The 15981-nt window shown below is 64.0% G+C and carries 11 protein-coding genes; 5 read left to right on the plus strand and 6 right to left on the minus strand.

All coding sequences use genetic code 11. The features are described 5' to 3' along the window. Window positions 1–97 precede the first annotated feature (97 nt). Genes dndB through ABLE53_RS11225 form a run of 5 tightly spaced genes read left to right on the plus strand, consistent with a single transcriptional unit; the run spans window position 98 to window position 6561 of the window. On the plus strand, window positions 98–1216 hold the full coding sequence (gene dndB, locus ABLE53_RS11205) for a DNA sulfur modification protein DndB (RefSeq protein WP_348859002.1): 1119 nt from the start codon (window positions 98–100) through the stop codon (window positions 1214–1216). Beyond that, window positions 1213–2748 (plus strand): DNA phosphorothioation system sulfurtransferase DndC, encoded by a 1536-nt coding sequence (gene dndC / locus ABLE53_RS11210; protein WP_348859003.1) that lies wholly within the window; start codon window positions 1213–1215, stop codon window positions 2746–2748. Before dndB ends, dndC begins: the two co-directional genes overlap by 4 nt. Then, window positions 2745–4718, plus strand: a complete 1974-nt coding sequence (dndD, locus tag ABLE53_RS11215) for a DNA sulfur modification protein DndD (protein ID WP_348859005.1) — start codon at window positions 2745–2747, stop codon at window positions 4716–4718. The genes dndC and dndD overlap by 4 nt, the downstream gene beginning before the upstream one ends. A 2-nt stretch (window positions 4719–4720) precedes the next feature. Beyond that, the gene (gene dndE, locus ABLE53_RS11220; RefSeq protein ID WP_348859006.1) at window positions 4721–5113 is read left to right on the plus strand and encodes a DNA sulfur modification protein DndE; all 393 of its coding nucleotides are present in this window, start codon (window positions 4721–4723) and stop codon (window positions 5111–5113) included. Continuing rightward, window positions 5110–6561 (plus strand): DNA phosphorothioation-associated putative methyltransferase, encoded by a 1452-nt coding sequence (locus tag ABLE53_RS11225; protein WP_348859007.1) that lies wholly within the window; start codon window positions 5110–5112, stop codon window positions 6559–6561. Before dndE ends, ABLE53_RS11225 begins: the two co-directional genes overlap by 4 nt. 9 nt (window positions 6562–6570) lie before the next feature. On the opposite strand, the gene ABLE53_RS11230 is transcribed toward ABLE53_RS11225, so the two are convergent. The 6 genes from ABLE53_RS11230 to ABLE53_RS11255 all read right to left on the minus strand — a co-directional run bounded on the left by ABLE53_RS11230 (window position 6571) and on the right by ABLE53_RS11255 (window position 15783). Beyond that, window positions 6571–7044, minus strand: a complete 474-nt coding sequence (locus tag ABLE53_RS11230; RefSeq protein ID WP_276606607.1) for a DNA phosphorothioation-associated protein 4 — start codon at window positions 7042–7044, stop codon at window positions 6571–6573. Next, window positions 7041–9098, minus strand: coding sequence for an AAA family ATPase (locus ABLE53_RS11235; protein ID WP_348859008.1), 2058 nt, complete (start codon window positions 9096–9098; stop codon window positions 7041–7043). The genes ABLE53_RS11230 and ABLE53_RS11235 overlap by 4 nt, the downstream gene beginning before the upstream one ends. Continuing rightward, window positions 9095–9256 (minus strand): hypothetical protein, encoded by a 162-nt coding sequence (locus ABLE53_RS11240; RefSeq protein WP_168929541.1) that lies wholly within the window; start codon window positions 9254–9256, stop codon window positions 9095–9097. The genes ABLE53_RS11235 and ABLE53_RS11240 overlap by 4 nt, the downstream gene beginning before the upstream one ends. Window positions 9257–9290: 34 nt before the next feature. After that, window positions 9291–11357, minus strand: coding sequence for a DEAD/DEAH box helicase family protein (locus ABLE53_RS11245; RefSeq protein ID WP_348859010.1), 2067 nt, complete (start codon window positions 11355–11357; stop codon window positions 9291–9293). A gap of 65 nt (window positions 11358–11422) precedes the next feature. Continuing rightward, window positions 11423–13642, minus strand: coding sequence for a sigma factor-like helix-turn-helix DNA-binding protein (locus ABLE53_RS11250; RefSeq protein ID WP_348859012.1), 2220 nt, complete (start codon window positions 13640–13642; stop codon window positions 11423–11425). Window positions 13643–13917: 275 nt separating this feature from the next. Further along, window positions 13918–15783 carry a DUF262 domain-containing protein gene (locus ABLE53_RS11255; protein WP_348859013.1) on the minus strand — a complete coding sequence of 622 codons (1866 nt, stop codon included), beginning with the start codon at window positions 15781–15783 and terminating at the stop codon, window positions 13918–13920. Between the last annotated feature and the right edge of the window lie 198 nt (window positions 15784–15981).

Raw genomic sequence — 15981 nt, forward strand, 5'->3', positions numbered from 1 at the left:
GGTTGTTTGGATCTGTGTGGGCCGGTGTTCGGAGACTGTTCCAAACAATGCTAGGAGAGGTGTGGCAAGCGACGGAACGACGGCGAGGCAGGGGCCCGTGGCCCCGTACCGGACGGCAGGTGAGTTCGAGTACCTGTTTCCGGCCATCAAGGGCGTGCAGGCCGGACGCGAGTACTACGTCACGATGTGCCCGCTACGCATCATCCCGAGGCTATTCCTGTTCAACGAGGAGGAGCTGCCGCCTGAGATGCGCGCTCAGCGCTCGCTGAACAAGAGCCGCGTGCCTGAGATGGCTCGCTACGTGGTCGACAATCCCGACAGTTACATCTTCTCGGCGCTGACCGCGAGCGTGAACGCCGAGGTTCGGTTCGAGTCGTTGGTAGGGGGCAGCGGGGCGGCCGAGCGCGTCGGCATGCTTAGCATTCCGATGTCGGCGACCTTCGTGATCAATGACGGGCAGCACCGCCGAGCGGCGATCCAGCAGGCGCTCGCGGAGAACCCAGCCCTGGCCGACGAGACGATCGCGATCGTCATGTTCATCGATGTTGGTCTCGACCGCTGCCAGCAGATGTTCGCCGACCTCAACCGCTACGCCATCCGTCCCGCGCCTTCAATCGGTGTTCTGTATGACCATCGCGACCCCATGGCCGAGTTGACTCGACAGGTCGTGACCGGGGATCCGTTTTTGCGGGACGCGACCGAGATGGAGCACAGCAGCCTGTCGCTGCGGTCCCGCAAGCTCTTCACGCTGTCGGCTCTTCACTCTGCGAACAACTCCCTGCTTGAGGGCATTAGCGAGGACGACTTCGATCGCAGGGTTGAGTTGGCGACCCACTACTGGCAAGCAGTTGCCGACCAATTCCCCCAGTGGCTGCAAGCCTCGCGTGGCGAGATCACAGCCGGGGGTTTGCGGCAAGACTTCATTCACACCCACAGCATCGTGCTGAACGCCCTTGGAAGGGTCGGCAACGCCCTGCTTCGCAAGAGTGACGACCCGAAGGTCTGGAGCCGCACGCTGAAGAAGTTGCGGTCCATCGACTGGCACCGATCGAACGCGTCGATCTGGGAAGGCCGAGCGACGTCGGGCGGCAACGTAACGAACAGCCGGCGCAACGTAGAGCTGACAACGGCGTACATCAGGAGTGCTGTGGGACTGCCCCTGCCACCAGACGAACAGCGTGCCGAAGACGCCTTAGCTCGAGGAGAGAAGAAGTGACGACCAGCCTGCCGATCCGGCCGCGTTCTGCGTTCGACGACCTGGGCTTTGCGGGGACCATCGACGCCCTTGTTGCGCAGACGCAACAGCTGTATCTCGCGGACGGCGTGCCGTGGGTGGTCGGCTACTCCGGCGGCAAGGACTCGACCGCAACACTGCAGCTCGTGTGGCTGGCGCTCGATGGCTTGACGCCCGAGCAACGCAACAAGCAAGTGCACGTGATCAGCACGGACACGTTGGTGGAGAACCCGGTTGTCGCCGCGTGGGTGACGCACTCGCTCGACGTCATGGCCGAGGCCGCTGAGGAGCAGGGGTTGCCGCTGACCCCCCACCGGTTGACGCCCGCGGTCACGGATACCTTCTGGGTGAACCTCATCGGACGGGGTTACCCGGCGCCGAGGCCCAAGTTCCGGTGGTGCACTGAACGTCTCAAGATCAAGCCGTCCAACTCGTTCATCCGCGAGATGGTGCGGTCCCATGGCGAAGCAATCCTGGTGCTCGGCACGCGCAAGGCAGAGAGCTCAGGTCGCCACGCCCGCATGGCGGCGTTGGAGTCGCGGCGCGTTCGTGACTTGCTGAGCCCGAATGACTCCCTGCCCAACGCCCTCGTCTACTCGCCGGTCGAGAACTGGTCGAACGACGACGTCTGGACCTTCCTGATGCAGTCGAGCAACCCTTGGGGCTACTCCAACAAGGAGCTGCTCACCATGTACCAGGGTGCCTCGGCCGATGGCGAGTGCCCGCTCGTAGTCGACTCCAGCACACCCAGCTGTGGCGACAGCCGTTTCGGCTGTTGGACATGCACGCTGGTCGAGCAGGACAAGTCGATGGCGGCGATGATCCAGAACGACGAGGAGAAGGAGTGGATGCTCCCGCTCCTGGAGCTGCGGAACGCTCTCGACGTGGCCGATGACCGCCACCTGCGAGATTTCCGTCGAATGAATGGTTCGGTCCAGCTCTTCAATGACCGGCCCATCCCCGGCCCGTACACGCAGGCCGCCCGAGAGGACTGGCTGACTCGGCTTCTGGAGGCCCAGGCCTGGATCCGGGAGAACGGGCCAGATTATGTGAGCTCGCTCGACCTGATCACCCTGCCCGAGCTTGAGGAGATCCGCAGGATCTGGGTGGTTGACAAGCATGAGTTCGAGGACAACCTGCCACGCATCTACGAGCGGGCGATCGGTGAGCCCTATCCGGGTGGGAAGCTCGACGAGCACCTTCCACTCGGTGCCGACATGATCGACTCCTTGCGTGAGGTCGCGGGCGAAGACCGGCTGCACTTCGAGCTCGTGCGTGAACTGCTCGATATCGAGCAGCGTCACCGCGCCCAGGTGCGGCGGGCGGGTCTGTTTGAGTCGCTTGAGAAGTCCTTGCGTCGGGGTTTCTACGACGACGAGCAGGACGCCACCGTTCGCGCACAGCTGCGAAAGGCGGCACTCGACCGCGTACCGGAGGATACCGAGGCGGTTGAACCCGATCCACTCGATGTGGCCGACGGTTACGTCCGCGCAGTCACGGAGCCCTCCGCATGATCCTTAAGGAGCTGGTGCTCCACAACGTCGGCACCTTCGCCGGACGCCGATCGATCAACCTGACTCCGAAGTCGCCCAACAAGCCGATCGTTCTCATTGGCGGCCTCAACGGGGCGGGGAAGACAACGATCCTGGAGTCCATCCAGCTGGCGCTGTACGGATCTCTGTCGACCAACTCTGGTCGGCGATCAGGAAGTTACGAGAACTATCTGCGCGGACTCATCCACCGCGGTGTGCCGGCGAGCGAGGGCGCGGCGATCGAGTTGACGTTCACTGCACACCAGGAGGGTGCCGAGCACACCTACTGGGTGCGCCGAAGCTGGAAGAGCACCGGATCGTCGATCCGCGAGATCCTGCTGGTATCGGTGGACGGCAAGCACAACCCGTCGCTCACGTCGACGTGGAGCGAGCACATCGAGACCTTCCTTCCTCGTGGCATCGCGGGCTTGTTCTTCTTCGATGGCGAGCAGATCGAGGCCTTGGCTGATCTTGACCGCTCTCGCCAGGTACTGGGATCGGCTCTCGCCGCCCTCCTCGGCCTTGACTTGGTCGAGCGCCTTTCGACCGACCTCGCGGTGCTCAAGCGACGCCACCGAGGTGAGCAAGTGCCTGAAGAGCTTCGCCAGAGCGTGGAGGAGAAGAAGCAGCGCGCCACGGCTTCCCGTCAGGCGGAGGAGACTGCGCGCGAGCTTGTGGCTGCCCGCCTGAGCGAGCTCGAGCGCTGCCATAAGCTGTTCCACGAGGCCACTGAGGCATATAGGGCGGCCGGAGGGGATTTGCTGGAGAGGCGTGAGGCCTCGGAGACCACGGCCGCGATGGCGCGGGCAGGTCTCGCCAGGGCGGAGGATGAGATCCGTCATGAGCTGGCGGAGCTGACGCCGCTACTTCAGGTTCCGGATCTCCTCGCTCAGCTGGCTGCTCAGGTGCGGCGTGAGTCAGAGGCGAAGCGGGACACGCTGCTCGTTGAGGCGTTCTCCACGCGGGACGAGGCACTGCTTGAGAAGCTCGCGGAAGCCAAGGTCACCGCGAAGGCGCGCGCTGCAATCGAGGCGTTTCTTGCCAGCGACCGGGACGTACGTCGGTCGTCCGCAGAGATCGAGGTGATCGTCGGCTATGACGATCAAGTCGGTTTGGAGGGTCTGATCGCCTCGGCGCTCCCGGAAGCCCGGAAACGGCTGGCGTCGGCCGTGGATCGACGCACAAACTTCAGGGGAGAGTTGGACCAGGCAGAGCGTGTGCTCGCGGCAATCCCGGATCCTGAGGCTCTGGCACCTCTTGATCAGGCACGAGAAGCAAGTCGTGAGGCGCTACACCGGGCGGAGGCTGCCCATGCAGTTGCGACGGAGCTCCTCGCATCTGCCGGCGCCGATCGCGCCAAGGCTGCGGACGCATACGAGGCGGCGCTCAACAAGGCCGCACATGCCAATCTTGCCGCCGACGACGATCGGCGTCTCGTCGAGCACGTCGATCGCGTCCGCCAAACGCTGGACAGCCTCCGGGTGGCAGCGACTAAGCGGCACCTGGAGCGCATCTCGCAGCTCGTACTTGAGGCGCTTGGGGTGCTGCTCCGTAAGCGCCAGCTGATCACCGACGTACGCATCGACCCCGAGACGTACACAGTCTCGCTGACCGGCGTGGACGGCCGACCGCTCCCGGCCAAGGATCTCTCGGCAGGCGAGCGTCAGCTACTCGCAGTGGCGCTTCTCTGGGGTCTGGCTCGTGCAGCGGGCCAGCCGCTGCCGGTCGTGATCGATACGCCCCTCGGACGCCTAGATGGGTCGCACCGCGAGCATCTCCTCCAGCGCTACTTCCCGCTGGCCAGTCACCAAGTGGTGCTGCTCTCGACCGACACGGAGATCGACGAGGACGCCTACGCTCTCATTGCTCCGCGGGTTGGGCGCGCATACCACCTTGAATTCGACCCTGTCACCAACGCCACTGTCGTCGAAGACGGCTACTTCTGGAGCTGAGCATGCCTATTGATCACATCCGCCTCACCCAGCAGGCCCGCGACCAGCTCATTACGCTCAAACGCCGTACAGGCATTCAGCACTGGAACGTGCTCTGCCGGTGGGCGCTGTGCAGGTCACTTGCTGAGCCCGCAAAGCCGCCCGCGATCAAGCTGACCTTCGACAGCAACGTCGAGATGAACTGGCGGACGTTTAGCGGCGAGGTGGGAGACGTGCTGTGGGCCTTGGTCACGCTGCGTGCCCACAACGATGGCCTGCCTGTTGATGAGGAGACCCTCGCGCAGCAGTTCCGCCTCCATCTTCACCGGGGCATTGGGTATCTCGTCGGCGACCCCCGGGTGATCGATGTCGCTGGTCTTGCCAGCGTCGGACTGAGTGAGCCGCCTGCGGCATGACCATGGGGGCCGTTGCCCGTCACAAGACGGCACTGAGCAGGTCGGCGCTTTCACGACCGATGACGCTCGCCATTGCCGATGGCCTGGTGCCTGTTGGGGCCTCGGTCTTTGACTATGGATGCGGGAAGGGCGACGACCTTCGCAATCTTCGGACGCTGGGCTATGCCGTCGCGGGCTGGGATCCCGCGCACCGGCCCGACGCCGAGCGCACGCCCGCCGAGCTCGTCAATCTCGGCTATGTCCTCAACGTCATCGAGAGTCCGGCTGAGCGCGCAGCCACTCTACGTGCGGCATGGGCCTTGGCACGGCAGATGCTGGTGGTCTCGGCGCGGATGACCTGGGATGCCCGTGACCTCGTCGGCCGCCCGATGGGGGATGGCCTGTTGACGCGAACCGGGACCTTCCAGAAGTTCTATGAGCACACCGAGCTGGCGAGCTTGATCGAGCAAACTCTTGGAGTCAAACCCCACGCGGCTGCTCCCGGAGTCTTCTATCTCTTCCGAGATGAGGCAGTGGCTCAGCGTTTCGTGGCGTCGCGCGTGTACTCCTACCGGCCACGCGTGACCATCGACCCTCACGCCCAGTACGAGTCGAACGAGCAAGTATTGGCGCCGCTACTGGAGTTCATGCAGACGCATGCTCGGCCGCCCAAGCAGGGTGAGCTGTCAATAGAGGAGTGGGCCGGGATTGAGGCGGCCCTCGGCAGTCTGGGTCGCGCCCAGCGGCTCATCCGCAGGGTCACCGAGGATGAGTATTGGGACAAGGTCAGCGCCCAGCGCCGGGCCGAACTCCTGATCTACGTGGCCCTGTCTCGGTTCGGTCGACGGCCCCGCTTCTCGCAGCTTGACCCCACCCTGGCGACCGACCTTCGCTCCTTGTTCGGTACGTATCAGGAGGCATGCCTGGAGGCGGATCGCCTTCTGCTTGCCTGCGGCGATCAGGCGATGCTCTATGTGAATGCGCGCAGCTCGCGGATCGGCAAACAGACACCCAGCGCGCTCTATGTGCATCGCTCTGCGATGGCCGAGCTTCCGCCGGTGCTCCAGGTATACGAAGGCTGTGCGCGAGTGCTTGCGGGCACAATCCCCAGCGCCAACATGGTCAAGCTATCCGTGACGGAGCCGCAGGTGTCGTACCTGACGTACCCGACATTCGACCGGGACCCACACCCCACGCTGCGCTCTGCCATCACGGTGAACCTTCGAAAGTTGTCGGTCGAATGGCGCGACTACCGCCACTCAGATAACCCGCCGCTCCTGCACCGCAAGGAGGAGTTCCTCGGCGAGGACGATCCGAGGCGGAAGCTGTACTCCCGGCTCACACGCGCCGAGATGAGGGCAGGACTGTACGAGCATCCGGAGCTCATCGGCACCGCGAAGGGTTGGCAGGCAACCCTGGCGAAAGCGGGGGTGTCCCTGCGCGGGCACAGGCTGGTCCGTTCCGGCTGACCGGCTAGATCAGGCCCAAGTCACGCCGCCGAGCAACTCCTCTACCGTCGCCGGCTTGGCACCAGCATCGTCTGCAAGCGTCTCAGTCACGAGATCGAGAACTACCAGATCGACAGGCTGGTGCCTCACGTTGACCTGCTCCTGGATGAATTCGAGACCGCCATTGGCGAACTCCTCGAAGATCCTGACTCGTTCCTCTAGCCGCGGGGCATCCATAATCTCGGGATCGTCGGTGGCGACGTTCGCGGCGATCATGTTGATGAGAGTGTCACTGAATGCCGGTGCGGTGAGGGTCTCGTACCGGATCGGGTCGCCGGTCGACTCGGAGAACGGCGCGCGACGGTCGTGGTGATAGCCAACCGCCGCCGCGAACAGGAGGATGTCGCGGAACGTGGGAAACAGGGCCTCCTTCTGGAGCTCCGCCATCAGCTGGGCGTGCTGCTCGGGCCGTCGAATCCGGATGTCGGAGGGCGCGGTCGTCACTTGATCACCTTCAACTGCGAGTAGTCGGCGTCGCTGGGTCGAATGTAGGGGTACTTCATGCCCTCAAGTTCGATGTCGTCGGAAGCGTTACCGCTTGCGGTCGTGTGCGTCTCGATCACGCCGAGGTTGCTGACGTGCGGCAAGAGCTCCGTCACCACCTTGCCGAGGCCCTGGCTCTTGCTCACCAGGACAACCAGTTGGGGCGCCATTCTCGCCAAGGCCCGTGAGACGGCTTCCTGGTAGTCCTGATCCAGCGACCCGAAGGCGGCATCCATCACGATGGGATACGTGCCCGCGTCCGGTGCGCTTTCGCCCTCCGCGCGGCGTCCGGACCGGATCTCTCGCGCCAGCTTAGATACGGCGGCGACAAAGCTCAGGCTCAAGATCTGGTTCTCGCCCGTCGACTTGGGCACTGGCAGCTGAACACCGTTGACGTCCTTGTACAGCGTCAGCTCGAAGCCCTCGCTCAGATGAGGCACGTGGTTCTGGTGTGTGATGTCGGCGAACACGCGCTTGAGCTCCGCGTCGAGGCGCTTGCGCATGTCCTCTTCCCGGATGCGAAGGATCTCCTCCAAAGCGCGCCTGACCTTCTGCACGAGGTCAGACCGAGAGCGCGCCTTCGCCGCGATCTGGTCGTCCACCTGGGCACGCCCACGATCCTTGTTCTTCTGCTCGAGCTCCCTCACGGTGGTGTCAAGCTCAGTCTTCAGGGCACCGATTCTCTGGTCCTTCACTCGGATGCGGGCATCGAGATCCAGGTGCTTGCTCTCCAAGGCCTGGACGTCCTCCATGCGGCTATCGCGGAGCTTGCCGTCGAGTTCGGACTTCCGCTCCTCAAGGCGCGTCACTCGGTCCCGCGCGTCACCGATCCGTTTCACCAGCCCAGCCAATTCGTCGCGCAACTGGTCGCGCGCCGCGCTGAGCGGCTGGATCTGACCGCTGACCTGCTGCCACGCGGTCTCCACGGCCTGCAGGCCGGCCCGCTGTCGCCATTCCTTGACCTGATTCCAAGCATGGTTGTGTTCGGTGAGAGCGGTACCGCAAATGCACGTTCCCTCGTCGAGCAGCTGGTCGACGAACTCACGCTTCAACGGCGCGGGCAGCGCGCCGCGGCGGTAGAGGCCGTCGGCCATGACCTTGGTCTTCTCGCCCAGGCCGTCTGTGAACGCGAGGAATCCTCGCGAGGCCGCTACAGCCTTGCGCTCAGCGATCGCGGCCTCACGGGCTGCACGTGCTTCGGCCAGCTCCTTCGTTACGGTGTCCCGCTCCTGCTGGATCGGTGCCGCCGCTTCGTGCTGCCGCAGCAGATTTCGGACACTCTCGCGCTCCTCGTCCAAGGTCGCGAGCTGTCCCTCTTGGAGCGCGAGTTCTTCCTTGAGTTTGGCTTCCTTGTCCTGAAGTGCATCGATCGCCTCCTGGATCTGCGCCAAGCCGACGCCCTTGTTCTTGGTCAGCTCGCTGGTGATGCGGCGATCGACCTTCGGCAGATGCGCAATCGCTCGCTCCACCTGCTCCAGGTCCAGAAGGACCTTGATGTCCTTCTGGACCTCGGCGTAAGCACCCTTCTTCACAAGGTTCTCAATGCGCTCGCCGTTGAAGAAGAAGAAGCGACTGACTCCACGAGGAAGGATGCTGAGGACTGTCTCCTGGGGCGCTCCGACCACCTCGGAAGATCCGTCCGGGCGCGTCACCCACAGCTGGATTTCGGGCGAGGGGACGCCCTGATGGTCCGACTCCTTGCGCAGACTGGCTGATCGCACGAGCCGGTAGTTGAGACCCTCGTGGTCGAACCGAACCTCCACGGCGACCGTGGCTGAGTCGCCGATCGCCAGTTCCCGCCAGACCACATCAGTGACCATGCGGTCTTGCTCCTCGACGTCTTCGCTCATCGCGCCATAGAGGCACCAAGTGAACGCGTTCAGAAAGGTCGTCTTCCCAGCCCCGTTCGCACCAAAGAGGAGCGATACCGGACGGCGGGTGTCGGAGGTGAGGTCGAACGTCTGAGTTCCCTTGAACTGACGAAAGTTCGTCAAAGTGATCGACTGAAGCTTCACGGGAGGATCTCCTTGACCGCGGCCAGCAGGTCATCCGTGGCGTCATAGGCGGTCAGGTGCAACTTCGCACGCTCTACCTCCAGCACGCGCTTGAGCAGCATCCGCTCCTCGTCGCTCAGTTCGCTCAGCACGTCGCGTTCGGTGCGCTCGTTGCTCACTGTCGAAGCTCCCTCAGTCGTTTCGTTCATGCCATCACATGTCCATCAGTTGGTAGCGCTCCTTGAGGGGCCGCAGCACCTCGAGCGTTTCCTCGTAGTTTTCTGAAAGCTTTCCGAACTCATTCGCTCGCTGGAGCTCGCGAACAAGTAGGGACCGCTCAACGGAGAAGTTGATCGGAACGTCCCCGGGCGGCACGGCGAGGTAGTCGTAGATGATTGCGCGCTCCTTGCCCGGCGCTCTCCGCAACAGCCGCCCCCGGCGCTGGATGAATTGGCGCGGGTTCGAGCTGCTCGCGAGCAGATAGCCGACTCGGGCGTCGGGGATGTCGACGCCTTCGTCGAGGCACCGCATCGCGACCAGCACCTGGAGGTCGACGCCGGTGTCGAAGCGCTTGAGCAGGTGCTTCCGCTCCGGGCGCGGAGTGTCTGACACGTAAGAGTGGGCGGCGAGACGCAGGTCGTTCCCGACGAGTTGCATGACCTCTCGCAACTGCACAGGGCCCTCGGATTCGCCGGGAGCGACAGGACGCCTGCCCTCGCCGCAGTAGACCAACTGGTATCCAGATTCCCGGTGCGAGACCATGTCGGCCTCAAGCGCCGCCAACTTACCGGCGGCGTGGCCGAGAACCTTAGAGCGCTGCAGGAGTAAGAACCCGAGCGGCGAATTGGGGTCTGACGTGGCCAGATCCTCGCCCGCAGCGATCCGCGCCCCGATCTGGGCAGTTAGATCCGCGTAGAGTTCGGACTCGTTCGAGTCGAGCTCAACCAGCCGCGGGTAGTAGAGGTAGCGCGTGAGCGCTCCCATCTCGATTGCCGCCGACATTTCGAGCTCGAACACGATCTTGTCGAAGTAGTCGATGAGGGCGTCAGTGCCCTCATCGTCGAACCAGCGCTCAGGCGTCGCGGAAAGCGCGAGCCGGTACGTCGCATTGCCAGGAAGCAGCGGCCGGTATGCCGCTGAGCCGAGGTTGTGGGCTTCATCAGCGATGACCATTAGGGGCTGGGTCACGCGTGACAGCAACGACTGGAACCTGGCGCCGGCGAACGAAGCGTACGTCGCCACCAAGGCGACGACGGGGCGCTGCCCGAGGCGTGCTTCTGACAGTTGTTCCTCCACAAGCGGAAGCCATCGCTCGCTAGATTCGTAGACGGCGATGGGGCGGATTCCGAAGTCCTCGACCTCGGAGATCCACTGATCGACCAGGTGCTGGAGAGGAGCCAGGATCAAGACCACAAGGGGCTGTTCCTGCTGGCGAAGGGCGTTTCCGAGCTGGGTGGCCGCGAGCATCGCCGTCTTCGTCTTGCCAGTGCCAGTCGCCATCTTGAAGAGGCCTTGGCCGCGATTCCGGAGCCATGCCTCGACCGCTTCCTTTTGGTAGTCGCGCGGCTCGAGCCACGACGGAACCGTGAGACGAGCTTGGCGATTGGACGGTGCTACGACGGGGATGAGGGCATCGTCCGTGCCTGGTATAGGACTGGGGTTGCGGTCTGTGGCGAGTCGCACCAACCGTTCCCGTGCGACCTCCGGGAAGCGAATGACGCTCAGATTGGGTGTCTTGTCTGCCCAGAGCTTCTGGAAGTCGGCCTCGATGTCGAGCGCCCGCGCGCCGTCGCCCGCTTCCCAGCCGCGGTAAACGTCGATGGACTCGAAGTTCGCCTGCAGGCCGCCGTATGTCTCGTTGCTACTACCCGTGAAGGCCACGAGGTCCCCGAACTCGTCCCGAAAGACGCCGATCTTCTCGTGGTAGATCCCGACGTGGCCTTCCTTCACGACAAAGGCAAGCTTGATATCGAGCCGGCCCTCTGCGATGAGGCGCCCGAGCACGCCGAGGCCATCGAGCACTGACTCGCGCTCCTCGATCTCGAGGGTGCGGATCGTGGCTCGCTCCATGACCTCGCGTACGTCGTACCCGCGTTCGATGTCGGCAACGTCCTCGTCGTTCAGATGGGGGGACGCCACGAGACGCATCGACCCACCGCGTTTGGCGAAGGCGTCGATGCCGCGGGCGTACAGAGCCAGACTCGTCGAGGTGAAGTAGCCGACGGCGCGGCTATAGCTGTTCGCCGCCTTGAACGAGGGCACGAAGAAGCCAGCAACCACGTCTTGCTCCGGACTCCGGTACCGCCGCCTGAGGTCGAGTGTGCGCAGTCCCCGGGGGCTATCAATCACAGGAGATCCAAGATGTCGTCAACGTCAGCGGTGTGCGCCCGAGCTTCCGGATTGTGACCGGTCTCGAGGTACTCGCGCGCAGCCAGGATCAAGTCCGCCACGTCGTCGTCGCCCCGGGACCGGTACCCGGCAATGAGGCTGGATACCGGAGAGTCCTCCGGAAGCCCGATCGAGCTCGCCAGCGTTCGGCGGGCGGCCTCACGCTCGAACACCGACGCGGCACCGATCAGAGAGAGGGCGTCCGCGAGAGGATTCTGGATCAGTTCTCGTGCCTGCTCGAAGGTGAACGTCCGGTCATCGTGAATCACGAGGAACGCCTCGGTGCCGACGGGGATGTCCTCCTCCATCAAGAAGCGGCGGATGGTGCCGAACGACGGTTGGATCCCGGTCCACGACACAGCCTGGGGTCCGAGCGGCGACGGCAACTGGACTGACTGACCTGCCGGAAGACCCAAGATGGTCGCGACTGCCCTCGGTGCCACTGAACCGCTGCCTCGCAGATGGTCGGTCGTGATCCGCACCCGGTACGCCCAGGCGTCCTTGCGCCGGAACAGCCGGCGCGTGCGTTCTGGGGCGGTGTGGGCGGTGACGTCGCCGGCCAACTGAACGACACCATCCTTGGTCATGAACGGCGCCGCCGCCGCGTACGCAACAACGCTGCTGCTGGTGACGCTAAACCTCGCAGTGATGTACTCCACCAGATCGTCGAGTCGCGCCTTGCCCCCGGCGCGAGCGACCTGCTCGCGGATGACAGACCGAATCCCGCTGTAGGCGTCCAGACCCCACTCCTTGAGTGCCCAGCGATCACGATCGACCCGCTCGAAGCGGTCGTCGATGCCCATGGCGTTGCGGGTGGAGCCTGCCGATCGGTCGTGGACGAACCGATCAACGATCTCCTGAACGCTGAGTGGCGACCCTTCGATGGACAGAATCGCGGCCGCATAGTCACCGACTGATGACGTGCGGGTCAGTGCGAAGTCGCCGTCAACGATGTAGCCACAGTGGGTGAGCCAGGCTCCTGTCAGCGAAGCGAGGCGGTCTGGGTGCGACGACTGAATGAGACTGAGCTCGTCGAGCCGGACGACGCCATACTGGTTGGCGCTTTCCTCGAGCAGTTTCTGAGTGATGAGCTCTGCCTCTGTCATCGTCGGAACTACGCACCAACCATCGACAATCTCGTAGGCATCGTCGAGGCGATCGAGAACGCGCCACGCAGGCTGGCCAACCCGCTCGACGGTTCGACCTAGCGCTGGGATGAGCTCGAGGACGTCCTCTAGCGGCCGAATGGTCCCGATCAGCTCTCGAGCGCTGTCCGCGACCGCTGCGAGCGGCCCGGCTTCAGAGATGAAGCTGAGCATGGCCCCGCGTGCCTTGCCCTCGATCTGGCGGATCCGCTCACGGGTTACGTCGTGCACCTGGCCCAGCTGATCGAGCGTGGCCGGGTCATCGGCGAACAAGCGATGCGCAAGGACCTGGACCGCGCGTGCGTCAAGGAGGCCCAACGCGTCGTCGAACAAGCCGGCGACATCCAACTCGAGTTCGCCCTCGCTAAGGATGTCAGCAGGGCAGAGTGCTTCGATGCGCTCCCGAGCCTTTTTGACCTCGGGGGGAGTCCCGGCCGGGGTCGACACACCGAGGAGCGGCTGGCCGGGCAGTCCGACGGTTCCGTACCAGCCAGCGACTGTGTTGAGATCGTCCACGAGCGCGGACAGCCAATCAGGCATCCGGACCGTGTCGAAGGAGAACGACGTTCCCGGGGGCGGTTCGTACTCGTGTTGCGACACTGGCGGGGTAGCAGCGGACGTCGATGCGTCCGCAAGGCGCTGCAGGATCGCGGCGACCGTGCCGACGCCGACCTGACGCCAACCGAGCACCTCGTCGAGGGTCAGCGCCATCAGTTCGCCCGACGTCCGGCACTCGAATCGCCCCAGAGCGTTGATGGCGCGGGCGGGCAGGTCAGTCGCGAGCAGGTCCAGGTTGGGGGAGAGGCCCGGGAAGATCTGCCCGATGGGCCACTGCGTGAGCCGCTCCATCGCGAGCTCAGAGATCTGCGCTAGGTATGACTGGCGGCTCGCGAAGTCGGTGTCGTCGATCGGGCGGTCGCGCCACGTTGCGCCTGTGACGCCCGCTGCGCCGGACAGCCAGGGGAACGCGTCTGCCCACGTGCGCGGGCGGACGTCATCGAACGCGAAGTCGAAGTCGAAGTCGTCGGTCACCGTTTCTCTCTCCCTGTGAGGCCAGGGCAGTTCTAACCGAGACCTCCGACAATATTGCCAAGCGTGTGACGACCGCGGGGCGATTCACTCGAACTGGGTGCCAGCCTTGCCTGGCCCTGCGGCACTCACGCGGTGGCGGCTTGAGTCTCGACGGGAGCGGGCTAGGCTAGGCGCTCGGCTTGTCGGGCTGGTGGCCGGGGCCGGCCCCAAGCCACATGGTCAAGCGCAACCCCCACGTAGGGTGGTGGAAGTGCGTTTCGTGGCACCCGCTTCGTTCACGGAACCAGAATCTTGCAGGCTCTGACAACGAGCTCAGCCTCGCGAGCCTCGAGTTGTTTCAACGTCCACGAGGGCTTCGTTGCTAGTTCCTGGTTCAGCCCGACCTTACTGGCCGCGTACAGCGGGATCTTGTCCTTGAACGGCTCGTTGCTTGCCCCGGAGTTCTCCTCCGGATCCCAATAGGACAGGTTTCCCAGGCGATGGAGGTGGCCGGCGAACTGCTTGCGGGGTGGGTTGGCGTGCTCTGGCTCGATGTGCTCGATCGACACTTGAGTCATGTCAGTGATCGCAATCTTGGATGGCTTGGGGGCGCCAGAACCGCCGGCCTTGAGCCAAGCCTGATGGTCCTCAATCGTCACTAGCAGTAGGCGCATGTTGGTCCGCGCTGCGCTCCCCGCGTCGTAGCGGACCTGGTCACGGATGACGTTCTCGAGGATCTGATCGCCAGCTCTCTTGTCGATCTGCGTCTGGAGCGCCTTTCGCAACTTCTTGAAGTCTGGTCCAGGCGCGGTCTTCTTCGCCGCTGCGGACTTCGCTACGCCTGCGGGTTTGGGCGCGGATTTCGTTCCCCCTCGCAGGTCCTTGCACTCCGCGTAGTAGGCCGCCTGCGCCGGACCGACGTGTGCGCCGCACAGGTTCTTGTACCGGAACGCGAAGACCTCCAACATTCGGACTAGCTCCGCATACTGCTTCTCGTCAGACACCTGCCTGGCAGCCAAGAGCAGGGGCATAGCCAGCCGGTGCTGCAGCAGGCGTACTAGCACGTTGAGGCGGTCACGGTCCCAATTCGTGACCGCGGGGTGCGCTTCGGTAGTCGCGTAGGGCCACTGTCCCTGCGAGATCGCCAGGAACGTCGCGAGTTCTGTGGCCATCGACCGGAGTGCCTTGAGTTGCTCCGGCGCGGTGGCCGAGTCCGGAAAAAGGAGCTCCTTCATCCTGTCGAAGAGGTCGTCCTTCGTCCGCCGACCGGTCATCGACGTGTAGTAGGTGACGAGGAAGTCATCGACCGCTTCCGCGCCGCCTTCAAGGATGTCGTCCCAGATTGCGGCGGCCTTCTCCTGGCTGGGACCGTGAGCTTCGAGACGTTCGAGGCTGTGGCTGCGGAGTAGATCCGCTACGCGGAGGCGAGCGCCACGGTCGTTCAGCACGGCAAACAATCGGTATCCGCTTGCTCGGCTATCTCCAACGATGTGAATGACGAACGAATCCTGCAGGACGGCATCCCGCACTGCCTCCAGATGTTGGAAGGCATCCGGGAGGGAGCCAGAGGTACCGTCGTCGATCAGATCCCGCTTTAGCGATGCCACGGCGGACATGAGTCGCTGGTGGCTAACTCGAGTGCTGGGTCCCACCGGAGTTCCAGCGAGCAGGTCCTGGAACACCTGATCGTCGGCTCGATTCAGACGGAGCCGGGGTGCCGCATCCTTCGTCCCGTTTGCTGTGTCGTAGCGGATGTAGTACAGGTGATCGTCGTGAATCTGCTCGGCTAGGACGGCAAATTTCAGTGCTTCCTGCGGCAGGCCGGACTCCTCCGCATTTGTTGCGAGTTCTCGTGCTCGAAGGGCGACTTGGGCAAGAAGGAGGAGAAAGGTGGCCAGTCGTTGCTGACCGTCGACAACCTCGTACCGATGCCCGCCCGTCTCCATGGCGTCGGGAACACTGATCGCGACCATCCCGCCGTAGAAGTGCCCTCGAGTTCCGGAGCCGGCGGCCACCAGCGCAGTTACGTCCTCGATGAGGTCTTCGACCTGTTCGTCTTCCCAGGCGTATCCGCGCTGGTAACGCGGGACGTACGCGGGGTAGCGCTGCGACAGCAGGACGCCCAACGGCAGACTTGTTGGCTTAACGCTGTCGGCCGTCATAACGGGTGTACTGGAGCTCAAGGTTCCCCCGGGCATGTAGATCGGACTGAGGTGTTAGCTCGTCGGCGGGCCATCCCGAACGTTAGCCGTTGCGGGGCGCCAGCACTCCGATCTCGAAGGAGTCCGAGCGTGTGGCTCCCGGCAGTCCAGGAGCTCGCCGAATCTGAGGCGTAGGACACCTCCCAGCGGCGGTACTGC

Source organism: Nocardioides asiaticus (genome assembly GCF_040049175.1).
Taxonomy (GTDB): Bacteria; Actinomycetota; Actinomycetes; order Propionibacteriales; family Nocardioidaceae; genus Nocardioides; species Nocardioides cheoyonin.